This is a genomic window from Candidatus Regiella insecticola LSR1, assembly GCF_000143625.1.
Taxonomy (GTDB): Bacteria; Pseudomonadota; Gammaproteobacteria; order Enterobacterales; family Enterobacteriaceae; genus Regiella; species Regiella insecticola.
Genome location: NZ_GL379710.1, coordinates 1 through 25,050 on the forward strand (window position 1 = coordinate 1; position 25,050 = coordinate 25,050).

The following is a 25,050-nucleotide window of genomic DNA, read 5'->3' on the forward strand; positions in this document are numbered from 1 at the left end:
CTGTCGACACCAAAAATGGTAGCACCATAGTCATCAACTCGCTGTTGTTTATATTGCGCACTCATGGTGAGTTGTTTATCGCTGTAGGTATTATCAATATTGAGATTGATTTGATTAAAAGCGATAGCCGTATTGAGGAATATACTGTAATTATCGCCTCTTCTTTTTGCTGCTAGTGTAAAGAGGGTATTAAAAATCGGCTGAATCCATTGCCAGCTTGCCTTGATGCTTTGCTCGACAGTGCGGTTGGTGTGATCAAAACGGTAATTAAGCTGAAATGCGCCGAAATTACGATGATAAGAAAGGATGCTATTTTTTCTGTCAGAAAGGTAAGTGGGAATAGAAGGGAGTTGGTAATAGGATAACGTCAGATAGCCTAGGGCGTGATTACCTGCCCTCAAACGGCCATAACTGCCTGCACTATTCCTGCTTGAAACTAATCCTAAGGTTGGATTAATTTGTATATTTTTAAAGCGCATGGGGCGTGATATATTCGTTTCAGCTATCCATTGGTGCTCGGTATCGCCGAGCAGTGTGACGTTATATTGAAAGTAGCGATTATGTTGGCTACCGCCAAGTTGTAATAAATTGGCTTCATTTTGTCCTCGTCCAGCAGTGACGAACCAACCTTGATTATTTTGATAATCGACATTACTGATAGCTACGCTCTCTCTGCTAATTTCAGATCCGATGCTGTCGATTAACCGAATATCCAGCTGATAATACCCACTCGGCAATTGATTATAATTAATACTATTACGGCCTATCTGTGCAGGGATACGACGAATTAAATTTCCTTCACGATAAAGTTCATAATCACCACTGCGGGGAGCATAAAGTGTTAAAGCGTTGGCGGACGTTTTATTTTGCATGAGATAAGAATGACTACCCAGGGTAATAAACTGGTCTAACCAGGGATTAATCATGGTGTGGATCCATCCGGCTTGCTTGACTGTCTAAATTATTTTTCTGGCCAGTACGTAGATAGGCTTGTGGAAAATTTTTCTGTAAATACCAAATACCAACCCCCTGACGGGTCAGAAAATGATTTTTCTGGCGCGTTGAGTTATGAAACCAATTAATATAACCAAACGATTGCATCGGTAAGCCAATATAGCCTTGTCCATTTACTGATAACATTCGATAATTATTGGCAGCTACCGCTAAATCAATGGATTGATTATGCACCAGCCCCCAGGTAGTGGTTGGCATCAGATTGCTACTTTTATTATTGGTGATATTAATGACTTGGTTAATTTTATCTAGCCTAATGAGATGGCCTGATAACACATAATCACAACCGTCTTTACATTGTGTATAAGGAAATTCAGAGAAAATATTTTCTAATAAAATAATAGTTGATTCATCTACCCCATTATTACGATAAAATGGTTTATTGAAAGTCAGTCGCTGTAATTCCTCTGAAAAATAAAAGGCACCAGGTAACGGATTGCCGTTGAAAACACCCAATAGCTGCATACCGTTATCATATTCGGCAGTAGAGAATCCTGTTGGCACCAAATATTCAATATCCATTTCTTCGGCATTAATATTAAATGTTAATGCTAATAATAAAAAACTAAGTATGATTTTATATTTATACTTAGACATTAAATATCCATTTTTATGATTTTTAAAATTAATAACTTTTAGTGTGTGTACTTGGCTATTATTATTTGAATAAATACAGCAGCATCAATATAACTACTGTATTTTTATTTCATTATTTAAACAGGTTTTAACAATGAGGAAATTATGCAACTTCTTCAAGTTGTAATACTAAATCTCCTTTAAAAATGCCTTTTTTAGTGTCGCTAGAAGCACTTGCTTCTATTTTTAAAGCGCCACTGACTTTATTATTGACCGTATTATACAATGTGGGGCTGGCGACATTGAGTTCTTTACCATTAAAGTGAACTTTAATGTTAGCCAATTGCTGATCATCGTTAATAAGCTCTAGCGCTTTTCCTAATAAAACATTCAATCTATTTTTACCGTTCATGCCAAGTGTTGTTATCTCAATGTCTTGAGAAAATGTATAATAACCCGGTTTTTTAGCATCAGGTAACATTTTAATCTTAGTAATAGATTTACCGTCTATAGTCGTCATTTTTATATCGACAGAGGAGCTTACTTTTACCTCTATAGGAATGACGCGTTCTTTTTTAATATTATCTGCACAAACAGAATGGCTCATTAAAGCCGCTGAGATTAAAGAAAATACCATTAATTTTTTCATAGTTGACACCTTAATTTTTTATAGAAGAAATAATAAAACTATATATTGTTACCATCAGCTGTACTGGCATTTAAAACAATACATTTTTCATTTTTATTTTTCAATAAAATGCGGTGTAATTAAAATACATAAAATAGGTTATATATTTTTTATTTTTTAGTGATAATCCATTTTGTTATTATGATTTTCTTTTATATTGTAATTAATATTAAGTAGCTAAGATTATCGATTTCCATTACAATATAATTAATTTTTTTGATGAGTTAACTTTGTCGTGTTGTTATTAGTTATTACTACAGTTATATGGGCTTTTTCTTTTAGCTTGATTGGAGAGTATTTAGCAGGGCAGGTAGACAGCTGGTTTTCGGCGCTGATACGTGTGAGTTTGGCGACCTTGGTATTTTTGCCTTTTCTACGTTGGCGTATGCTTAATCTACGGATCATTTTTCTTTATATGACGGTAGGTGCTATTCAATTAGGTTTTATGTATCTCTTTAGTTTTCGTGCTTATCTCTATTTATCGGTAGCGGAATTTTTATTATTCACCGTAATGACACCCTTATATGTAACCCTTATTCACGATTTACTAAAACGTCAGCCGCTTAAATGGGGTTATGCGTCCAGTGCTGTGCTGGCGGTATTGGGGGCGCTAGTGATCCGCTATGATCGCCTAAATGAAGATTTTTGGTTTGGGTTATTGTTAGTCCAGGCTGCGAATATTTGTTTTGCCATTGGCCAAGTGGGTTACAAGCGCTTGATGGAAATTCATCCCATACCACAGCATAACGCTTTTGCTTGGTTCTATTTAGGGGCTTTAATAGTAACGCTTGTTGCCTGGTGTGCTTTTGGTAATCTTGAAAAACTACCCACGACGACAATGGAATGGGGGATCTTAGCCTGGTTAGGGATTATTGCTTCAGGGTTAGGTTATTTTATGTGGAATTATGGTGCCACTCAGACAGATACTGGCACTTTAGGCATCATGAATAATTTACATATTCCTGCTGGATTATTAGTCAATTTTGTGCTCTGGCAAGCCCAGCCTGATTGGACTCGTTTTATTATTGGTGCAGGATTGATCGTGGTATCGCTGTGGATGCATGTGCGCTGGGTTATCCCACGCCCTTAGCGCCTATTCGAAATCTCTTGTGCTGGCTAATACTGTGTCAAAAAAAGGCAAAAATGCGCATTTATGTTATGTAAACTGCGCTTTTTCGCCCTTTTTTCCGCGTTTTAGCTTCGCTAAAGAAGGCTCTTAGATTTCACACCCCTCGCTATGGTTTTGCAAGAAGTCTAATGATATTCGTGAAACGATGCGGATTAATCCTTAGCTAAATCTTTGTGCCTAAAACCATTGGTAATAGGATAACGTCGATCTTTACCAAAATCACGGCAAGTGATGCGTGGGCCAATAGCGGCTTGACGCCGTTTATGTTCATTGCTATCTACTAAATGGATCACCTTACGCACTGTTGCTTCGTCACAACCTTGTGCAACCAAATCAGTGACAGATTCATCTTTTTCAAGGTATCCCTCTAAAATCTTATCCAAAACAGCGTAAGGAGGTAACTGATCCTGATCGGTTTGATTTGGCGCCAATTCTGCCGAAGGGGGGCGATCAATCACGGCTTGCGGGATCACTTCTACGCCATCGCGAGCATTACGGTATTTTGCTAATTTGAACACTAAGGTTTTGGAAACATCTTTCAGCACATCAAAACCGCCTGCCATATCGCCGTACAAAGTAGAATAACCCACCGCCAATTCACTTTTATTCCCGGTGGTTAATACGATATGGCCAAATTTGTTAGCCATTGCCATTAAAAGCATCCCTCGGCAGCGGGCTTGTAAGTTTTCTTCTGTGGTATCTTTTTTTCTATCGGCAAAAAAAGGGGCTAATTGTCCCATCACTGCATCAAAAATCGGGTGAATATCAATTTCTTTTAATTCTATCTTTTGCTTCTGCGCTTGCTGTCTTGCATAGTTAATACTTTCTTCTGAGGTGTAACGGAACGGCATCATTAACGCTTGAACATTTTTAGCAGTTAAAGCATCAACCGCGATCGCTAAGGTCAACGCTGAATCGATCCCCCCAGATAGGCCAAGAATCGCTGTTTTAAAACCATTCTTATTAACATAATCACGTACCGCCATTACCAGTGCATCATAGATCTGCGCGAGTGGATGATCAGCGTCAATTGCTGTTTCTGCTATTTGCTGGCTCGCTAATTCTTTTAGGTTAAAAACAAGACTCTCTTCAGAAAAAGCTGCCAGGCGGTGGATTAAATCACCCTGCGCATTAAATACTTTTGAACAACCATCAAAAATTAATTCATCCTGAACACCGACTTGATTCAGATACACTAACGGCAGAGTAGTGCCCTTACAGTGGTTAATCAACAGCTGATTCCGAATGTAAGGTTTTTCACGGTGATAGGGTGAAGCGTTGATCGATAACAGTACCTCAGCCCCTAAATTTTTCAGTGCATCTACAGGATCGGGAGACCAAATATCTTCACAAATCAGCATCCCCAACCGGTAGCCTTTAAATTCGACAATACAGCTGGTATTGCCAGGAGTAAAATAACGTTTTTCATCAAAAACACTATGATTTGGCAATAATTGTTTAAAATAGCGCCCGAGTAACTTGCCTTCAGAAAAAAAGGATAAAGCGTTATACAGTTGATCACCTTGTTTCCATGGATGCCCAACTAAAATTGCTGTGTGTACAGAAGCTTTCTGTAAACGCGCTAACTGCGTGATACAGAGCTGATTAAAATCAGCACGGAACAAAAGATCTTCTGGCGGATAGCCACATAGCGCTAATTCCGAAAACATGACCAAATCGGCGCGCCCTCTCTGTTGTTTCAAAGCGCGCAGTATGCGATCGGTATTGCCTTTAATGTCGCCTACTAACAAATTGAGTTGGGCTAAGGCAATGGAAAGTGATCTATTCATCATTTACTGTACTGTCTCCAATATGATAACGGTTGATACAACTGCTATTATTATGTAACCGATGTGATTATGTTGCTAACGTTAGCTCACTACTATTGACCTTTTATTCATCTATACCCTTCGTCTTTGAAGCTGCCGCGTTGTTGGCTGCCAGCTCTCGCCCTCATGGTATATCTACGCTCATCGGTCTCACGCCCTGGCCGCCGAAGGCAACTTTAAAGACTGTGGGTATATAACATTTCAGTATTATCATTAGGTTCATAAAGTCAGCCTGAGTTGCTATAGCCAAACCAGTTTAATTTGATTTAAGTGTTGTCGTCGCTTGCCGTACTATTTATTTGTACTATCTGCGCTCCTCCGCCTTGAATCAAATTAAACTGATTCGGCTATATAAGCATAAAATCTATTCGCTCGTGCTTTCTTTGTCCATATATTATTTAGCTCCAGGTCTTGAAGGCCATCAGGCAGAAAAAGTGCAGGGCTGCCACACCAAAAATCATCAAAAAATTCTTATCAATTTATAGACAGTATCCCGTCATTTTTACTAAATAAAAATTCAATTATTTTAATAATATAGGGTCTTTTACCCTGTTTTTCTGCGCCCCTTGCCATCAACTAACAAAATAAATTACATAATTCCTCAAAAACTTTGTTATATTTCTACGGTTTCTTGTTTTATTTTGATCTGCGTCTTGAGGTAATGTAATTATGAAAAAAGTAATGAAAAAAATAATAGCGCTTTCAGTCTTAGCAGGATTGAGTGCGAATGCGTTTGCTGAAGCGGGTCAGAGTACCCTTTCTGTTGGTTATGTTCACAGTGATCTTAAGTACAGTGGTAGCCATAAAATTGAGGATAAGGACACGCTAAGTATTGGGGCACGTGATAGGCACGTTTCAGGTATTAACTTAAAATACCGTTATGAGTTCACTGACCAGTGGGGAGCTATTACGTCCTTTACTCATGCTCAAACAACTGGTGCCCCTGATATGTCAGTTGATGGCAAGGCACCTAAAGATGCTTCTGCCAGTTATAAATTGCAATATAATTCACTGATGATAGGCCCGACTTATCGTGCCACTGATTGGTTGAGTGTTTATGCAATGGCGGGTATAGGTAATGGCCGCGTTCATACTCATGCTCATAAGAATGTTCCTGGGGTGCAAGATGGTTATCGCCATAGCGAGAACAAATACGCCGTCGCTTGGTCTGCTGGTGTGCAAATGAATCCTATGGAACAACTTGCTGTGGATCTTTCCTTCGAGCAAAGTAAACCCGGTAAAGTGGAAGCCAATAATGTTGTTCTTGGTCTAGGCTATACTTTTTAATTCAAGTTTCCTCTCGTTTTATTAGTGATTATGAATCCGCCCAACGGCGGATTTTTTATTACATAGGCTAGGCTTATCGTTAGGCAAAAAAAAGGCTGCACTACTCAGTGAGGCTTGTGGCATAATGCGCGCATAATTTTATTGCCAATTTTCTGTTATACCCACAGCCTTTGAAGTTGCCTTCGGCTGCCAGGGCGTGAGGCCGATGAGCGTAAACATACTACGTGATTAGGCGAACGCTCGCAGCCAACAACGCGGCAGCTTCAAAGGCGAGGGGTATATTTAATCGAGAGCAAGTCCCGTGCTAAGTACTAATAATATCACCATGCAATTCGGTAGTAAGCCATTGTTTGAAAACATTTCTGTAAAATTTTCCGGTGGTAAACGCTATGGATTAATCGGGGCTAATGGCTGTGGTAAATCCACTTTTATGAAAATCCTTGGCAGTGATTTAGCCCCGAGTAGCGGTAATGTTTGTCTTGAGCCGAATGCACGTTTAGGCAAATTGCGTCAAGATCAATTTGCTTTCGAAAAATACAGTGTGATCGATACTGTGATTATGGGTCATGGGGAGCTGTGGTTAGTTAAAAAAGAGCGTGACCGTATTTATGCCTTGGGCGATGAAATGAGCGAAGAAGACGGCTATAAAGTGGCTGAGCTAGAAACCGTTTATGGTGAAATGGACGGTTATAGTGCCGAAGCGCGTGCGGGAGAATTATTGCTCGGTGTCGGTATTCGCATTGAACAACATTATGGTTTGATGAGTGAGGTTGCTCCAGGCTGGAAGCTACGTGTGTTGCTCGCACAGGCTTTATTTTCCAAACCCGACATTTTGCTGCTCGATGAGCCTACCAATAACCTGGATATTGATACTATCCGTTGGTTGGTACAAATATTAAACGAGCGTAGCGATACCACCATGATCATCATCTCACATGATCGCTACTTCCTTAATATGGTTTGTACTCATATGGCGGATTTGGATTACGGTGAGCTAAGTATTTATCCAGATAATTACGACGAATATATGATCGCTAAGACGCAAGCGCGAGAACGTTTGTTATCGGATAATGCGAAGAAAAAAGCACAAATTTCTGAACTGCAAGCTTTCGTCAGCCGCTTTAGCGCCAATGCCTCTAAATCCAAACAAGCGACGGCTCGGGCGCGTAAAATGGATAAAATCCAACTAAACGAAGTGAAAGCCTCTAGTCGCCAAAATCCGTTTATTCGCTTTGAGCAGGATAAAAAATTATTTCGTATGGCGTTAGAAGTCCAAAACTTGAGTAAAAGTTTTGATCAAACCGCTTTGTTTAATAAATTTAATTTGATGGTAGAAACGGGCGAAAAAATTGCTATTTTGGGAACCAATGGTATCGGAAAATCTACCCTCCTGAAAACACTGCTTGGCGAGCTAGCCCCTGATTCTGGTACCGTAAAATGGTCAGAAAATAGCAATATTGGCTATTATGCACAGGATCATGCCACTGATTTTGCGTGTGATATGACGGTTTTTGACTGGATGAGCCAGTGGAAACAGGAAAAGGACGATGAGCAGGCAGTACGCAGTATACTTGGGCGTCTATTATTTAGTCAGGACGATATTAAGAAAAAAGTGAGTGTGCTTTCTGGCGGTGAAAAGGGGCGTATGCTGTTTGGTAAATTGATGATGATGAAGCCAAATATCTTAGTGATGGACGAACCAACAAATCATTTAGATATGGAGTCTATCGAATCTTTGAATATGGCGTTAGACATGTATCAAGGCACTTTACTGTTTGTTTCTCACGACCGTGAATTTGTAAGTTCGTTGGCGACAAGGATCATCGAAATGAAGGAAAACAAGGTGATCGATTTTGCCGGTAACTACGAAGATTACCTCCGCATGCAAGGCATTGGATCCTAATTGAAATAAAAATTTTATCGCTTATTTTTTGATGTGAATTAACATCATTGTTGCAAGGTGCAGTTTTAAGGAATTAGCATGCCCGTTATTACTCTTACTGATGGCAGTCAGCGTTGTTATGATCACGCAGTTTCCGCGTTTGATGTTGCTCTTGATATCGCCCCGAGTTTAGCTAAAGCTTGTGTTGCCGCTCGGATCAACGGCAAATTAGCTGATGCTTGTGATTTGATAGAGGCGGATGCTCAACTGGCCTTCATCACGATGAAGGAAAATGAAGCGCTAGAAATTATCCGCCATTCTTGCGCACATCTGCTGGGGCATGCCATAAAACAACTTTGGCCGGATACTAAAATGGCGATCGGCCCGGTAATAGAAAATGGTTTTTATTATGACGTTGATTTGCAACATCCGCTGACAGAGAATCATTTGGCGTTATTAGAAAAGCGTATGCATGATTTAGCGTCTAGCAATTACGATGTCATTAAGAAAAAAGTCAGTTGGCAAGAGGCGCGTGACGCTTTTCTAGCGCGGGGCGAAGACTATAAAACATTAATTTTAGATGAAAATATTAGCCGTGATGATCATCCTGCTTTATATCATCATCAAGAATATATTGATATGTGTCGTGGCCCTCATGTGCCAAACATGCGTTTTTGCCATCATTTCAAATTACAAAAAATCTCGGGTGCTTACTGGCGCGGTGATAGCAACAATAAGATGTTGCAACGCATTTACGGTACTGCCTGGAGTGATAAAAAACAGCTAAATGCTTATTTACAAAAAATAGAAGAAGCCGCCAAACGTGATCACCGAAAAATCGGTAAGCAGCTTGATCTCTATCATATGCAAGAAGAAGCACCCGGCATGGTATTCTGGCATCATAATGGCTGGACGATTTTCCGTGAGCTAGAAAGTTTTGTCCGTGCTAAGCTGCAAGAATATCAATATCAGGAAGTGAAAGGGCCGTTGATGATGGATCGCCTGCTGTGGGCGAAAACGGGTCATTGGGAAAACTATGCGGAAAATATGTTTACCACATCATCAGAAAATCGTGAGTATTGCATTAAACCGATGAACTGCCCGGGACACGTACAAATATTCAACCAAGGATTAAAATCTTACCGTGATTTACCGCTGCGGATGGCGGAATTTGGCAGTTGTCATCGTAATGAATCCTCAGGTGCTTTACATGGCTTAATGCGGGTGCGGGCTTTTACACAAGATGATGCACATATTTTTTGTACAGAACAACAAGTCCGCGCTGAAGTCAATAATTGTATTGCAATGATCTACGACATGTACCGTGTATTTGGTTTTGAAAAAATTGAGGTTAAGCTTTCGACAAGACCGGAAAAACGGATTGGTAGTGATGAAATATGGACGGCGGCAGAAAACGATCTCGCTGCTGCATTGACTGAAAATGGCATCGCCTTTGATTGGCAACCAGGCGAAGGGGCGTTTTACGGACCAAAAATTGAATTCACCTTACATGATTGTTTGGATCGTGCCTGGCAGTGTGGTACTGTACAGCTCGATTTTTCGTTACCGGGTCGTTTGGGTGCTTCTTATATCGACGAAAATAGTCAGCGGACAGTACCAGTGATGATTCACCGCGCTATCTTGGGCTCGATAGAACGTTTTATCGGTATCCTGATCGAAGAATATGCTGGATGCTTTCCTACGTGGCTTGCTCCAGTGCAAGCTGTTGTAATAAATATCACTGACAAACACGTAGATTATGCTAAAAAAATAAGCACTGCATTGCAGCATGCAGGGATTCGGGTAAAAACAGACTTGAGAAATGAAAAGGTTGGTCTTAAAATCCGTGAGCACACGCTGCGTCGGGTTCCTTATATGTTGGTTTGTGGCGATAAAGAAGTTGAATCAGGTAATAAGGTTTCAGTCCGTACCCTCGGTACTCGAACACGTAGTGGTGCTTATCACAGTAAAGATCTGGGGAGTTGTGATCTTGATGTCATCTTAGAGCGGTTATTGACAGAGATTGGCAACCGTTGTCTTCATCAACTGGAGGAATAAAGTATTAGTACTAAAGGCGGAAAACGAGTTCAACCGGTACGATTAAATCGTATTAATAGAGAGATAACGGTAAAAGAGGTTCGCTTAACAGGCGTCGATGGTGAGCAAATTGGTGTTGTCACCTTAAACGAGGCTCTTGAGAAAGCGGAGGAGGCTGGTGTTGATTTGGTGGAAATTAGCCCCAACGCCGAACCGCCTGTTTGTCGTATCATGGATTACGGCAAATTTCTCTATGTGAAAAGTAAGACAGCACAAGAGCAAAAAAAGAAGCAAAAAGTTGTTCATATCAAGGAAATAAAATTTCGACCCGGTACTGATGAAAGCGACTATAAGGTAAAACTACGCAACCTAATACGCTTTTTGGAAGATGGTGACAAGACTAAAATCACCTTGCGGTTCCGTGGACGTGAAATGGCGCACCAGCAAATCGGTATAGACGTGCTTAATCGTCTCAAAGAGGATTTGAGTGAATGGGCAGTAGTCGAATCTTTTCCCAGTCGGGTTGAAGGCCGTCAAATGGTTATGGTACTTGCGCCTAAGAAGAAACAGTAAGGCACTAATTTCTTGCAGCAATTTCATCTCTTTTTAGTTTAAATGGAAGACGTAAAGCTGATCTGTAGGATTTTATCCAAGTAATGAGTGGTTGATATATACCCAATGAATTTCGAGTTGCGGCGGCGTTGGCAGCGATCGCTTATCCCAGCCATGTACTAACTGTACACTCCTGGGATTCAATTGATTGCCGCCTTGCTGTAACTTGAAAGGTGAAGGGGATAAGGCTGCTTGTTCGCCTGCTGTTGTTTAATCAACAATGCGAAGTGAATACATTCAATGTCAAAGTTAAAAATGAAAACCGTCCGTGGTGCCGCTAAACGCTTTAAAAAAACCGCCAGTGGTGGTTTTAAGCGTAAACACGCTAACCTACGTCATATTCTGACTAAAAAATCAACTAAACGTAAACGTCATCTACGTCCAAAAGGCCTGATATCTAAAAATGATCTGGGTCTGGTTGTAGCCTGTTTGCCGTATGCATAAATGATTTTAATTCTGAATATAAGACGATAGGAGAGATAAATGGCTCGCGTAAAACGGGGTGTGGTGGCACGTGCACGGCACAAAAAAATATTAAAACAGGCGAAAGGTTACTATGGTGCTCGTTCGCGTGTATATCGTGTGGCTTTTCAAGCAGTCATTAAAGCAGGACAATACGCTTATCGGGATCGTCGGCAACGGAAGCGCCAGTTTCGTCAGTTGTGGATTACTCGGATCAATGCAGAAGCGCGTCAAAATGGCTTGTCTTATAGCCGCTTTATCAACGGCCTTAAAAAGGCATCGATCGAAATTGACCGTAAAATCTTGGCTGATATCGCCGTATTTGACAAAATAGCCTTTACCGCTTTAGCTAAAAAAGCAGCATTGGCGCTGGCGTAAATCCAGAGACGAGATAAATAAAAAAAGAGGGATCTCATCGCCTTCTTTTTTTTTCATCAAAGGTAATGGATCTTTTGCGAAAAGATAATGGCTTCACAAATTGTCTGATGAAAAATAGCGCTAACCTCCCACGCGGAGGTTTTTTTGTGTTTTGGCTATATCATAACTTAGAGCCTGTTCGAAATCTCTTGTGTGATACTTTTTAGACTTTTTTGTAAACTTACTGTGTGGTATGCATTCTGCGTTGCGTGGTACTCGCCGTCCCCCCATCGTATGTACATTGCGGTTGCTGTGCGCCGAGCACCTTGACTTCACACCCCTGCTACGGTTTTGCAAGCAGTCTTTTGTCAAAAAGGGATTCAAAATGTGTATTTAGATCCACAACTGCGCTTTTTAGTCTATTTTTTCATCAATTGAACGCCACTCAAAGAAGATTTCGAATAGGCTTTTATAACAGAGACTATATTTTTTAGATAATTGTTAAATGGTTATACTAGGCCAGAAGGAAAGGAAAGATGCCGCATTTCGCAGAACGGGTTGCTAAGGCTAAAGCATCCATAGAAAATGCTAAGGATGTGACCACATTGGATTCAATACGTATTGAATATCTAGGTAAAAAAGGTCACTTTGCCGCTGAAATGAAGCGGTTAGCTGATCTACCAAATGAAGATCGTCCCGCCGCCGGTGCTGTTATTAATCAGGCAAAAGAAGAAATAGGGCAAATGCTTAGCACTCACAAAAAAAAGTTAGAAGCGGTAGCACTCAATGCCCGTCTGGCGGAAGAAAAAATTGATATTTCATTGCCCGGGCGGCGTACAGAGAATGGTGGCTTACACCCGGTTACTCGCACTACTGATCGTATTGAAGCTTTTTTTAGTGAATTGGGCTTTGTTGTTGAAACAGGGCCTGAAATTGAAGATGACTATCATAATTTTGACGCGCTGAACATTCCAGCTCATCATCCAGCACGAGCTGATCATGATACTTTTTGGTTTGATAGTACTCGTTTGCTGCGAACCCAGACTTCAGGGGTGCAAATTCGCACCATGAAAGCCGCGCTGGAAGAGCAAAATCGGCCGATTTCGATGCGGATTATCGCGCCAGGACGTGTTTATCGTAATGATTATGATCAGACTCATACTCCCATGTTCCATCAAATGGAAGGCTTGGTTGTAGATCGTAATATTAATTTTGCCAATTTGAAGGCGACCATTGATAATTTCTTGAAAAATTTTTTTGAAGAAGATCGGGAAGTTAGATTCCGTCCGTCTTACTTTCCATTTACTGAACCCTCTGCTGAAGTTGATGTAATGGGAACAAATGGTAAGTGGCTTGAGGTACTCGGTTGTGGCATGGTGCATCCCAACGTGTTACGTAATGTGGGAATTGATCCGGAGATTTATTCAGCTTTCGCTTTCGGTATGGGGATAGAACGCCTCACGATGCTACGTTACGGTGTCACTGATTTACGCGCATTTTTTGACAATGATTTGCGTTTCCTCAAACAGTTTAAGTAAGGCGGGATCTTTTTATGAAGTTCAGTGAACTTTGGTTACGTGAATGGGTAAATCCTGATAATACTAGCGGTGAGCCGTTATCCAGCGAGCAGTTAGCTGATCAAATTACTATGGCAGGTTTGGAAGTTGAGAGCATTAATAAAGTAGCGGGTGATTTTCATGGTGTAGTTATCGGTCATGTTGTTGAATGTGCTCAACATCCTAATGCTGATAAACTGCGAGTAACAAAAATTGATATTGGCGCTGCTCATTTTTTGGATATCGTCTGCGGCGCACCCAATTGTCGTCAAGGGTTGAAAGTGGCGGTGGCAACTGTAGGTGCCGTGCTGCCGATGGGGTATGAGATCAAAACCGCTAAGCTACGTGGTGTTCTTTCAGCAGGCATGCTGTGCTCATCCTCTGAGTTAGCGCTTTGTGAAGAGCAAGAAGGGATTATCGAATTACCTGTCACAGCACCAATAGGCATGAACCTTCGTGATTTTTTACAATTAAACGATAATATTATAGAAATTAATGTAACGCCGAATCGTGCCGATTGTTTAAGTATTATTGGTATAGCGCGTGACCTGGCAGCGATTCATCAATTACCACTTACAGAACCCGATATTATTCCGGTAACTGCCACGCTCAAAGAAAAGTTGCCAATTACCGTCTTAGCAGCAGCGGCCTGTCCTCGTTATCTTGGGCGAATAGTGAAGGGAATTAATTTGTCTGCTGTCATCCCACAATGGATGAGTAACAAACTGCGTCACTGCGGTATTCGCTCTATTAATCCGGTTGTTGATATTACTAATTATGTGATGTTAGAACTGGGGCAACCTATGCACGCTTTTGATTTAGATCGCATTGATAGTGAAATTACGGTTCGTTTTGCGGTTGAGGGTGAAAATCTCGTATTATTGGATGGTAGTGAAGCTATCTTAAACACAGAGACATTAGTTATTGCCGATCGACAAAAGGTATTAGCGATGGCGGGTATCTTTGGTGGTGCGTATTCTGGTGTCAGTGAACAAACTAGCAGTGTATTGCTAGAATGTGCTTTCTTTAATCCATTGGCCATTGCTGGGCGGGCTCGTCATTATGGTTTACATACTCAAGCTTCTCATCGCTATGAGCGTGGAGTTGATCCAGCATTGCAATATAAAGCACTGGAAAGGGCAACCCGTTTATTAATTGATATCTGCGGCGGTGAGGCAGGTTCGATTATTGACGTAACAACCGGTGAGGAGCTGCCGAAGCCGGCTATCATTACGCTAAGATACAAAAAATTGTGTCATTTACTGGGTCATGTTATTCCCAGAGAGCGTGTGAATGCTATCTTACATCGTTTAGGTTGCCAAGTGATGGAACAGGAAAATAGTTGTCAAATTGTGGCACCGAGTTGGCGTTTTGATATGCAGATTGAAGAGGATCTGATCGAAGAAATAGCACGTATTGACGGCTATAATAATATTCCAAATAAGCCGATAAATGCCGCTTTGCTCATGACGGCACATAATGAGGGAGATTTGTCACTTAAACGGGTGAAGACGTTGTTGGTTGACAGGGGTTATCAGGAGGCGATTACTTACAGTTTTGTTGATCCTGAAATACAAACTTTATTGCATCCAAAACAATTGCATCCAAAGCAAGAAGCCTTGATTTTGCGAAATCCGATTGCCACTAATATGTCCGCTATGCGTTTATCATTGTTAACCGGTTTACTCACTACGGTACTTTACAATCAAAATCGACAGCAGACACGTTTGCGTATGTTTGAAAGTGGTCTACGCTTTATCCCTGATAATTCGGCAGAATTAAATGTTAGACAGGATCTCATGCTGGCTGGCGTCATCACCGGTGATTCTTGCGGAGAGCACTGGGATATTCGCCCTCAGGCGGTGGATTTTTTTGATCTAAAAGGGGATCTAGAATCGATTCTGGAGCTGACTGGCCGATTATCTGATGTACAATTTTGTGCTGAATCTACCCCCCATCCGGCGTTGCATCCGTGGCAAAGTGCGACTATTTATTTATCTGGTGAATCTATTGGTTTTATTGGCGTTATCCATCCAGCTTTAGAAGCTAAATTAGGTTTAAACAGTCGCACTATTGTATTTGAATTACAATGGAATAAGTTAGCAAACTGTGTTATTCCTGATGCATGTGAGGTTTCTCGCTTTCCAGCAAACCGTCGTGATATTGCTGTAGTTGTGGCTGAGAATGTCCCAGCAGCAGATATTTTAGCGGAATGTAAAAAAGTTAGCGTAAATCAGATAGTTGGCGTAAACTTATTCGACGTGTACAGAGGAAAAGGTGTAGCAGAGGGTCATAAAAGCCTTGCGATTAGCCTGATATTGCAAGATACCGTCCGAACACTGGCGGAAGAGGAGATTGCAGCTACCGTTGAAAAATGTGTAGTGGTTTTAAAAGAAAAATTCCAAGCATCCTTGAGGGATTAAATTTATGGCGTTGACCAAAGACAACATTGCTGAAAATCTTACTGAAAAACTGGGTATTGATAAACCTGTGGCTAAGCAATTGGTAGAAAGTTTTTTTGATGAAATCTGTTTAATCTTGAAAGAAGAAAGAGAACTGAAAGTATCTAAGTTTGGTAATTTTGTTGTACGAGATAAGCCACAGCGACCAGGCCGCAATCCCAAAACGGGTGAAGGTATCCCCATTAGCGCCCGTTCTGTGGTGACATTCAAATCAGGACAACGGTTGAAAAAAGAGGTGGAAAATCCTTCATTAGAATAAAGGTAATCCTTCATCAAGTAAGAGGAGCGGACGACTCCTTCTCTCTTCGCATCTTAGAGCCTGTTCAAAATCTCTTATGCTCGTTGATATTTCGTCAAAAATGGAATCAAAATGCTCATTTATCTTCTTGCTTTTATAAAAAAAGAAACTGTGCTTTCTTGCCCATTTTTTTGTCTGAGCATCGCTTAAGAAGATTTGGAATAGGCTTTTAGCAAAATTCGCCGTAAACCCTCGCCTAATGCGGGCGGGAAGCAGCCACAAGATGAATCTATGCAGTCATTTGATGTAGTTATTGCTGGTGGTGGGATAGTAGGCATGGCTTTGACCACCGGTTTATGCCGCAGGGGTTTACACGTTGCCCTATTGGAACGATATCCTGTTGAAGCGACATTACATACCCTCCTCGATGATCACTCAGCGTTGCGAGTATCAGCTATTAATGCCGCCAGCGAAAGATTGCTACAACATCTTGATGTTTGGGATGGTATCGTAGCGTTACGCGCCAGTCCTTATCGTGAAATGGAGGTTTGGGATAAGGATAGCTGTGGGAAAATTTCTTTTCATGCTGATGAGTATGGTTTCAATCACCTTGGGCATATCATAGAAAACCGTGTCATTTTGCAGGCATTATGGCAACAGATTAGTCAGTTAGCTAATGTTACTTTGTTGATACCCGCCATCCCAAAACAAATCGCTTGGGGGGAAAATGAAGCTTTTATTACTTTGAGCGATGAACGGGTACTGAGTACTCGTTTAGTTATTGGTGCTGATGGTGCCAATTCATGGCTTCGTCAGCATGCTGATATTCCGCAAACATTTTGGCACTATGGTCATAGTGCACTAGTGGCAACCATCCGCAATGAAGTTCCACATCAATCTAAAGCCCGCCAGGTTTTCCATGGTGAAGGTATTTTGGCCTTCTTGCCGTTATCTGACCCTTATCAGTGTTCCATTGTGTGGTCATTACCTCCGTTAAAGGCCACAGAGCTTGCTCAAATGCCCGTGCAACAATTTAATCGTGAACTTGCGACAACATTTGATATGCGCTTGGGGTTGTGTCAGTTAGCAAGTGAACGCCAAATTTTTCCGCTAATAGCTCGCTATGCTCATTGCTTTGCCTCTCACCGCTTAGCATTGGTAGGGGATGCCGCGCATACCGTACACCCGTTGGCAGGACAAGGCGTGAATTTGGGGCTGATGGATATTGCAGAACTCATTGATGAACTTAACCGTTTACACCGTCAAGGCAAAGATATCGGTCAGTATCTTTATCTGCGTCGTTATGAACGTCGCCGTAAGCAAAGCGCAGCGTTGATACTTGCTGGTATGCAAGGTTTTCGTGAATTGTTTGCTGCTAATCATCCTGTATCAAAATGGTTACGAGATATGGGATTAATTTTGGCAGATAAACTACCAGGAATAAAACCCAAGCTATTGCGTCAGGCTATGGGGCTTAATGATATGCCGAATTGGTTGAACATAGATAAGTAATTTAATGTTAGCGCTTTTACCTTTGAAGCCGCCGTATTTGTTGGCTGCGAGTGTTCGATCACACTCCTGTGACGCGCCCATAGCCTCCAGGAACCGCAGTAATCCATCCGGCCAGTTCTAGCTCCAGCAGCTTAATAACAAGCTCTGATACCGATTGATCGACACGTTCTGCAATGATATCAACCGGTGTTACATCATATTCTATATGAGCCAATACATCAGCAAAGGGTAATGTCATCTGCTCTTTTGGCAAAGAAGGTTTTTCAGACGGAGGCAGCCATTGGAAGGAACCGCCAAGCTGTTCAATAATATCCTGTGGATCATTAGCTAGATATGCTCCTTGCTGAATCAACCAATGTACCCCCGCGGCTGGTTCGACTTCCCAGGGGCCTGGCAATGCAAATACATCACGCCCTTGTTCTAAGGCGTACCGAGCAGTGATAAGAGAGCCACTTTTAAGCGATGCTTCAACTACCACCACAGCAGCACTTAATCCACTGATAATCCGGTTACGTCGTGGGAAATGTGTGGCCAGCGGTGGCGAGGTGACTAAAAATTCAGAAACCAAAGCACCACCCTGTTCCACGATACGATGGGCAAGTCCATAATGGTGCCGTGGATAAATATTTTCTAACCCACTGCCAAGCACCGCAATGGTTTTACCTTGAACAGATAATGCTGAGTGATGACAGATTCCATCAATACCAGTGGCTAAACCACTGGTAATAACCAAACCCTGTTCTATTAGTTTTTCTGTAAAATATCTTGCCCAGCGCTCACCATAATGGCTGAAATTACGACTACCGACCATTGCAATCTGTAATTGGGAGACGACAGAGACATCACCCGTAATGAAAAGTAACAATGGGGCTGAAGATATATGGCTTAATCTCTGTGGATAAGTTGGATATCCGTAAATAAGCATATGATGATCAGGATGCTCTAACCAAGCCAATGTGGCAGCAATATAATGCTTACTTGCGTGGATAAATTGTTGTGATTGCGATTCATCTAACCCCACAGCAGTTAATACATCAGAATGAATATCAGCGTAAGCGATTAAATGCTTAGCAATAGTACAGCTTCTTGCGACTGCTAGCCCCTTAACTATACTCATGCGTAGCCATATTTCTGTTGTCAGCATAGCGATTCCTGGCTGATTACGTTGTATTTTATTTACTTTAACGTCGTTCCTACCTGTACTTCTTTTTTCTTCGATAAACTTTTTCTTTCGGAAGACAATACTGTTAATTGACATCAAAAATGTCTAGAATAAAAATCATAGTGAATTCAATTTTTAGGAACAGATCTCAACTTTATATGCCAATATTAAAAATATTACATTTCCCAGATGTACAGCTCCGCAAAATCGCTAAGCCAGTTGAGAAAATTGATGCGAATATCGAGCGTATCGTAGATGATATGTTCGATACCATTTACGCAGAGGAAGGTATCGGTTTAGCCGCTACACAGGTCAATATCCATAAACAGATAATCGTCATTCATATCCCTGATGACAGTGATCAAAATGAAAGGATAGAAGCTCATTATCGCCCCTTGGTGCTAATCAACCCTGAATTATTGGAAGAAAGTGGTGAAACGGGCATTAAAGAGGGGTGCTTATCCATTCCTGGCGTGCGGGAGTGGGTAAAAAGGTCGGAAAGAGTCAAGATTAGAGCACTCGATCGTGATGGCAACTCTTTTACACTCGAAGCCGATGGTTTGTTAGCAATTTGTATTCAACACGAGATGGATCATTTGAAAGGTAAACTTTTTATTGATTATTTATCACCACTTAAATTTCAGCGTATCCAGAAAAAAATAAGAAAAAAAGCACAACGTGATACACAATAATCAAACTAAATTCTTTGCAAACATCGGAACGGGTTATCGATTTTTTTAATTCAGGAGGTTTTCTGTGCTAGATTCTTTGCGGATTATTTTCGCTGGTACTCCTGATTTTGCAGCGTATCACCTTAACAGACTGTTATTTTCTCAACATCAAGTTGTTGGTGTGTTGACTCAACCGGATCGGCCTGCTGGTAGAGGAAACAATTTCACCGCCAGCCCAGTAAAAATATTAGCGCAGCAGCATGAAATACCAGTTTACCAACCGGTATCACTACGCTCTGAAGAAAATCAACATATCGTTATGGATCTTGTGACTGATAAGCAAGCCGACATCATGGTAGTGGTGGCTTATGGTCTTATTTTACCTGCAACGGTGCTAAATATGCCGCGTTTAGGCTGTATCAATGTCCATGGTTCTTTATTGCCACGTTGGCGTGGTGCCGCCCCGATTCAACGTGCATTATGGGCCGGTGATCAAGAAAGTGGCATAAGTATCATGCAAATGGATGTCGGTTTAGATACTGGAGACGTACTCCATAAAAGCGTTTATGCTATACAACCCGATGATACTAGCGTGACCTTATACAACGAACTATCTGTTATTGGATCCGAAGCATTATTGCTCACACTTCAACAATTTGTAGATAATAAAGTGCGAGCTGAAATACAAGATGAACAGCAAGCCACTTACGCTGAAAAATTAACTAAAAAAGAAGCGAAACTCGATTGGTCACTTTCAGCCTTGCAGTTAGAACGCTGCATTCGTGCATTTAATCCCTGGCCAGTCAGTTATTTTATTGTTGATCAACATTTAATAAAGGTTTGGCAAGCACAGGTGTTAACCAGCACCGATAATGTTAAACCAGGCACTATTATTCAGGCGGACAAGAAAGGTATTCAAGTGGCTACCGCTGAGGGTGTGCTGAACATCACCAAGTTACAGATTGCAGGTAAAAAAGCCATGTCGGCCGCCGATGTGCTAAACGCTCGCAGAGAATGGTTTGCCATTGGGCGTAAATTGACGTAGTTATTCTTTCTTTCTTTTTTATTTATTAGATTTCTTGCAAAAAAACCGTCGTTTGTGGTGCGAAGTCAAGATATCCGGCACGCCACAACTGCTTGGAGAAGTCTATTGAGTTTTATCAAATTTATAGGCTATGAAAACTACTTATAACATTCGTGCTATCGCCGCTAAAGTAATCAACAACGTATTAAATAAAGGGAAGTCACTGAGTGTTGTGCTGCCAGCATTACAACAAAATATTTCTGATAAAGATCGCACTTTATTGCAAGAGTTATGTTTTGGCACTTTACGGGTTTTACCTACACTTGAATTTTGTATTCAGCAGTTAATGGTTCGCCCAATGGAGGGAAAAAAACGCATTTTGCACTATTTACTGATGATAGGTATTTATCAACTTATTTACACTCGTATTCCAGCCCATGCCGCGTTGGCTGAAACCGTTGCTGGGGCGACAACATTAAAGTGGCCACAATTAAAAGGATTAGTTAATGGCGTCTTACGTCAATTTCAGCGTCAGCAGATAATGTTGTTGGAACAGGCGACTAACGATAACAGCCACTATCTGCATCCCAACTGGTTATTGGAGCGTATTAAAAAAGCCTATCCTGAGCAATGGCAACAGATTGTCGTGGCTAATAATACAAAACCGCCCATGTGGCTCAGAGTCAATCGTATACATCATTCTCGTAGTCAATATTTAGCGCTGTTGCAACAAGCCGGAATTGAGGCGATATCTCACCCTGTTTACGCTGATGCTATTCGTTTAACACTTCCTTGTCCTGTCGGTCAATTGCCTGGATTTTCTCAGGGCTGGGTTACCGTTCAAGATGCATCTGCACAGGGATGTATCGATCTTCTTCATCCAAAAAATGGTGAATATATCTTAGACTTATGCGCTGCACCAGGAGGAAAAACGACTTATATTCTTGAAGTAGCGCCCAAAGCTGAAGTATTAGCCGTTGATATCGATAAGCAACGCTTGCGTTGTGTTAAAGAAAATTTACAACGTTTACAGCTACAAGCCAGAATAAAAATTGGAGATGGCCGCACACCTGATATATGGTGTGGTGAGCAATTATTTGATCGAATCTTGCTGGATGCTCCTTGTTCCGCCACCGGCGTAATACGTCGACACCCTGATATCAAGTGGTTACGTCGTGACAGTGATATCGCTGAATTGACTAAATTACAAGCTGAAATTATGGATGCTATTTGGCCAAAAATTAAAAAAAGGGAGGATTCATGGTATATGCCACTTGTTCCATTTTACCCGAAGAAAATCAAAAACAAATTGTGTCATTCTTAGCGCGACAACCGAATGCGCAATGGATCAAGACGGGCTCAAAAGATACCTTCGGTAAGCAACAGCTGCCTCATCCTGAAGAGGGTGACGGCTTCTTTTTCGCAAAGATGATGAAAAATTAATTTTTCATCAATATACCCAATGAATTTCGAGTTACGACAAGGCGGCAATCAATCGAATTGGCACATGACAGAGGATGAATGATCGCGCTGCCAGCGCCGCCGTAACTTGAAAGGCGAAGGGTATAGTCTCTTTCGAAACCGTAGTTCGTTATGCGAAGTCAAGGCGCCCAGTGCACAGCAATCTTTGTTAACATCAGTACATGAGAATTGCGCGCACCAGGCAATGAAGGATTCGCGTCATGTAATAGGTTTCAAAAGAGGTCTAATACCTCCGACATTTAATTTCAGAGTAATCTTAATGCAATGAAAATAATCATTCTCGGATCGGGGCAAGTAGGTGAAACGTTAGCGAAAAACTTGGTCGGTGAAAATAATGACATCACCGTTGTCGACATTGATGTCAGTCGCCTACGGCAACTACAGGATAAATTTGATCTACGTGTAGTACAGGGGCAGGGCTCTTATCCGCGTGTATTGCGTGAAGCCGGTGCTGAAGACGCGGATATGTTAGTCGCAGTGACTAACTCCGATGAGACGAATATGATCGCTTGTCAAATCGCTTACTTATTATTTAAAACACCCAATCGTATTGCTCGTATTCGTTCACCTGAATATGTCCGTGAAGTAGATAAACTTTTTCAACCGACAGGGATTGTGATTGATCACTTGATTTCACCGGAGCAATTGGTTATTGATTATATTTATAAATTGATTGAATATCCTGGTGCTCTGCAAGTTGTTAATTTTGCTGAAGGAAAAGTAAGTATTGTCGCGGTAAAAGCACAGTATGGTGGTGCGTTAGTGGGTAATGATCTTGCCTCTTTACGTGAACGAGCCCCTCATATTGATACCCGTATTGCCGCTATATTCCGTCAAAATCAACCCATACGACCGCAGGGCTCGACCGTTATTGAAGCGGGTGATGAAGTCTTTTTTATCGTCGCTTCACAACATATTCGAACAGTGATGAGCGAACTGCAACGCCCCGAAAAACCGTACACACGGATTATGATTGTTGGTGGTGGCAATGTTGGGTCAGGTTTAGCGCTAAAACTAGAAAATGATTACAAAGTAAAATTAATTGAAAGTAATCTATCTCGATCTGAAGAATTGGCAGAAATACTTCATAAAACAACAGTGTACTATGGTGATGCCTCGGATCAGGAACTGTTAGCAGAAGAGCATATAGACCAAGTCGACGTTTTTATTACCCTGACTAATAATGATGAGGTTAATATCATGTCTGCTATGCTAGCAAAACATATGGGAGCCAAGAAAGCGATGGTCCTAATTCAGCGTAATGCTTATGTTGATCTGGTGCAAAATAATACCATAGATATTGTGGTATCACCGCAACAGGCAACCATCTCAGCATTATTAGGTCATGTACGTAAAGCGGATATTGTCAGCGTTTCTTCTCTACGTCGTGGTATCGCTGAAGCGATCGAAGCTATTGCACATGGTGATAAAAGCACCTCTAAAGTTATTGGACGTACTGTTGAGAAGATCGAGCTACCACCTGGTACAACCATTGGGGCTATTGTGCGGGGTGATGAAGTCATTATCGCGAATAGTCATTTTATTATTGAACAAGGTGATCATGTCATTATGTTTATCACCGATAAAAAATTCATCCCCGCCGTTGAAAAACTATTCCAACCCAGTCCATTTTTTCTATAAGAGCTCTGTTAGAGCCTATTCGAAATCTTTTGTGCTTGCTAATACTTCATCAAAAACGCGCTAAAAATGTTCATTTACGCTATGTAAATTGCGCTTTTTCGCCCATGTTTTCTTCGTCTGAGCGGCACTCAATTGATGAATATAGCCAAATCAGTTTAACTTGATTTTGTGTTGTCGTCGCTTGCCGTACTATTTGTACTGTCTGTGCTCCTCCGCCTTGAATCAAATTAAACTGATTCGGCTATATCAGTGGCTTGAATCTAAGGTGCCCTTGATTTCACATCCAGAATGGTTTTCCCAAAACAGGATTTTTCAATAAGTTTAATACATCACTCTATTTCACTTGATATTATCAGTAAACTTGTATGATAATAATTATCTAATTGAGAATCATTTTTATTATCATTAATTACTAATAATGGAGAAGTGGCCTTTGCGTGTTTCATCTTTAAGTTTAATCGTCGTTTGTGCACTACCATTATTCACTTATGCTGCAAACGATATTATGAATAGCAGTAACAATAGTGGACTGACGGAAAAGCAAAAAAGCAAAAAAGCAACACAATAAAAATGAAACAATGACCATAGTAGCGACAGGTAATTCCCGTGACAGCTTTAGCGCCCCTATGATGGTTACTGTTATTAAGGGTGATACACCTACCAGCCACAGCGCATTTTCTGCTATTGACATGCTACGTGCGATCCCTGGGATCACGCTGTCCGGCAGTGGCCGCACTAATGGTCAAGAAATCAGCATGCGTGGTTATGATAGCAAAGGGGTATTGACACTGGTGGACGGCGTTCGTCAGGGTATTGAAACCGTTCATACTAGCAGTATTTTTCTTGATCCTAGTATGATAAAACAGGCTGAAATTGTGCGCGGCCCTTCAGCATTGCTCTATGGTGGGAGTGCCTTAGGGGGGTGGTTTCGTATCAAACCGTTAATGCAGTGGATCTACTCCTGCCCGATCAAAACGTGGGTTATCGGGTGTTTGGTCTCGGAGCTACTGGTAGTCACAGTCTAGGTATGGGGGGGCAGTGTATTCGGTAAAACGGCCAATTTGGACGGTCTGATCACTTTTAGCACCCGTGATATTGGCAATATTAATCAAGGTAAACATTTTTCAGCGCCAAATAACGAGAGTATTAATAACGTAATGACCAAAGGAACTTGGGCTATAGATGATAATCAATCTCTCAGCGCTAACTTGCGTTACTACAATAATCGCTCTCGAGAGCCAGAGAACCCACAACAATCTGAAATCACTGCAGAAAATAAAATGACCAAGCGCTCAACCTTGCAGCGCGATGCACAATTAAATTATCGATTAAATCCACAAGATTTAGCCTGGTTGGATGCCACTACGGCGCTGTATTACTCTGATCTTAATATTCATGATCTTGTCCTGAAAGAAGGCGAAAAAGGTTA

19 protein-coding genes and 2 pseudogenes are annotated in these 25,050 nt (G+C 41.3%); 16 read left to right on the forward strand and 5 right to left on the reverse strand.

Annotated features, from left to right (window positions below):
- The 3 genes from REG_RS10920 to REG_RS09710 form a co-directional block, all read right to left on the reverse strand.
- The coding region (locus REG_RS10920; protein WP_176603520.1) for a TcfC E-set like domain-containing protein at positions 1 to 926 on the reverse strand (926 nt) is incomplete at its 3' end.
- Positions 919 to 1,611: a hypothetical protein gene (locus REG_RS10925; RefSeq protein WP_050749386.1), complete on the reverse strand. Its 693-nt coding sequence runs from the start codon at positions 1,609 to 1,611 to the stop codon at positions 919 to 921. The genes REG_RS10920 and REG_RS10925, both read right to left, overlap by 8 nt.
- A gap of 142 nt (positions 1,612 to 1,753) precedes the next feature.
- Positions 1,754 to 2,239: a CS1 type fimbrial major subunit gene (locus REG_RS09710; protein WP_039908772.1), complete on the reverse strand. Its 486-nt coding sequence runs from the start codon at positions 2,237 to 2,239 to the stop codon at positions 1,754 to 1,756.
- Between the two features lie 274 nt (positions 2,240 to 2,513).
- Between REG_RS09710 and REG_RS09715 the strand changes: the two genes are divergently transcribed.
- Positions 2,514 to 3,368 carry a carboxylate/amino acid/amine transporter gene (locus REG_RS09715; RefSeq protein WP_006705480.1) on the forward strand — a complete coding sequence of 285 codons (855 nt, stop codon included), beginning with the start codon at positions 2,514 to 2,516 and terminating at the stop codon, positions 3,366 to 3,368.
- A 191-nt stretch (positions 3,369 to 3,559) separates the two neighbouring features.
- Here the strand turns inward: REG_RS09715 and REG_RS09720 are convergent, their stop codons facing one another.
- Entirely contained in the window at positions 3,560 to 5,197 is a 1,638-nt protein-coding gene (locus REG_RS09720; RefSeq protein WP_039908785.1) for an NAD+ synthase, read from the reverse strand.
- A gap of 708 nt (positions 5,198 to 5,905) precedes the next feature.
- On the opposite strand from REG_RS09720, the gene REG_RS09725 reads away from it, so the two are divergent.
- From REG_RS09725 to ubiI, 10 genes are all read left to right on the forward strand, one after another.
- Positions 5,906 to 6,523 (forward strand): Ail/Lom family outer membrane beta-barrel protein, encoded by a 618-nt coding sequence (locus REG_RS09725; RefSeq protein WP_006705482.1) that lies wholly within the window; start codon positions 5,906 to 5,908, stop codon positions 6,521 to 6,523.
- Between the two features lie 301 nt (positions 6,524 to 6,824).
- A complete protein-coding gene (locus REG_RS09730) occupies positions 6,825 to 8,426 on the forward strand; it encodes an ABC-F family ATPase (protein WP_006705483.1) in 1,602 nt (533 codons plus the stop codon).
- A gap of 78 nt (positions 8,427 to 8,504) precedes the next feature.
- Positions 8,505 to 10,463 (forward strand): threonine--tRNA ligase, encoded by a 1,959-nt coding sequence (gene thrS / locus REG_RS09735; protein WP_006705484.1) that lies wholly within the window; start codon positions 8,505 to 8,507, stop codon positions 10,461 to 10,463.
- A 3-nt stretch (positions 10,464 to 10,466) separates the two neighbouring features.
- The gene (gene infC, locus REG_RS09740) at positions 10,467 to 11,015 is read left to right on the forward strand and encodes a translation initiation factor IF-3 (protein WP_006705485.1); all 549 of its coding nucleotides are present in this window, start codon (positions 10,467 to 10,469) and stop codon (positions 11,013 to 11,015) included.
- Positions 11,016 to 11,294: 279 nt separating this feature from the next.
- Positions 11,295 to 11,498, forward strand: coding sequence for a 50S ribosomal protein L35 (gene rpmI / locus REG_RS09745; protein WP_006705486.1), 204 nt, complete (start codon positions 11,295 to 11,297; stop codon positions 11,496 to 11,498).
- 39 nt (positions 11,499 to 11,537) lie between these two features.
- A complete protein-coding gene (rplT, locus tag REG_RS09750; RefSeq protein WP_006705487.1) occupies positions 11,538 to 11,894 on the forward strand; it encodes a 50S ribosomal protein L20 in 357 nt (118 codons plus the stop codon).
- A gap of 515 nt (positions 11,895 to 12,409) precedes the next feature.
- Positions 12,410 to 13,411 carry a phenylalanine--tRNA ligase subunit alpha gene (gene pheS, locus REG_RS09755; RefSeq protein WP_006705488.1) on the forward strand — a complete coding sequence of 334 codons (1,002 nt, stop codon included), beginning with the start codon at positions 12,410 to 12,412 and terminating at the stop codon, positions 13,409 to 13,411.
- Between the two features lie 14 nt (positions 13,412 to 13,425).
- Positions 13,426 to 15,852 carry a phenylalanine--tRNA ligase subunit beta gene (gene pheT / locus REG_RS09760; RefSeq protein WP_006705489.1) on the forward strand — a complete coding sequence of 809 codons (2,427 nt, stop codon included), beginning with the start codon at positions 13,426 to 13,428 and terminating at the stop codon, positions 15,850 to 15,852.
- A gap of 4 nt (positions 15,853 to 15,856) precedes the next feature.
- Positions 15,857 to 16,150: an integration host factor subunit alpha gene (locus REG_RS09765; RefSeq protein WP_006705490.1), complete on the forward strand. Its 294-nt coding sequence runs from the start codon at positions 15,857 to 15,859 to the stop codon at positions 16,148 to 16,150.
- 270 nt (positions 16,151 to 16,420) lie between these two features.
- Positions 16,421 to 17,641, forward strand: a complete 1,221-nt coding sequence (gene ubiI, locus REG_RS09775) for an FAD-dependent 2-octaprenylphenol hydroxylase (RefSeq protein WP_006705491.1) — start codon at positions 16,421 to 16,423, stop codon at positions 17,639 to 17,641.
- Positions 17,642 to 17,699: 58 nt separating this feature from the next.
- On the opposite strand, the gene dprA is transcribed toward ubiI, so the two are convergent.
- Entirely contained in the window at positions 17,700 to 18,785 is a 1,086-nt protein-coding gene (gene dprA, locus REG_RS09780) for a DNA-protecting protein DprA (protein WP_006705492.1), read from the reverse strand.
- 176 nt (positions 18,786 to 18,961) lie between these two features.
- Here dprA and def point away from each other — a divergent pair, with 176 nt between their 5' ends.
- The 5 genes and pseudogenes from def to REG_RS14925 all read left to right on the forward strand — a co-directional run.
- Positions 18,962 to 19,495, forward strand: coding sequence for a peptide deformylase (gene def / locus REG_RS09785; RefSeq protein WP_039908783.1), 534 nt, complete (start codon positions 18,962 to 18,964; stop codon positions 19,493 to 19,495).
- A gap of 64 nt (positions 19,496 to 19,559) precedes the next feature.
- Positions 19,560 to 20,519 carry a methionyl-tRNA formyltransferase gene (fmt, locus tag REG_RS09790; RefSeq protein ID WP_006705494.1) on the forward strand — a complete coding sequence of 320 codons (960 nt, stop codon included), beginning with the start codon at positions 19,560 to 19,562 and terminating at the stop codon, positions 20,517 to 20,519.
- Positions 20,520 to 20,649: 130 nt separating this feature from the next.
- Positions 20,650 to 21,941 (forward strand): annotated as a pseudogene (gene rsmB / locus REG_RS09795) (16S rRNA (cytosine(967)-C(5))-methyltransferase RsmB).
- A 303-nt stretch (positions 21,942 to 22,244) separates the two neighbouring features.
- A complete protein-coding gene (trkA, locus tag REG_RS09800; protein WP_006705496.1) occupies positions 22,245 to 23,621 on the forward strand; it encodes a Trk system potassium transporter TrkA in 1,377 nt (458 codons plus the stop codon).
- Between the two features lie 418 nt (positions 23,622 to 24,039).
- Positions 24,040 to 25,050 (forward strand): annotated as a pseudogene (locus REG_RS14925) (TonB-dependent receptor plug domain-containing protein); the annotation flags it as partial.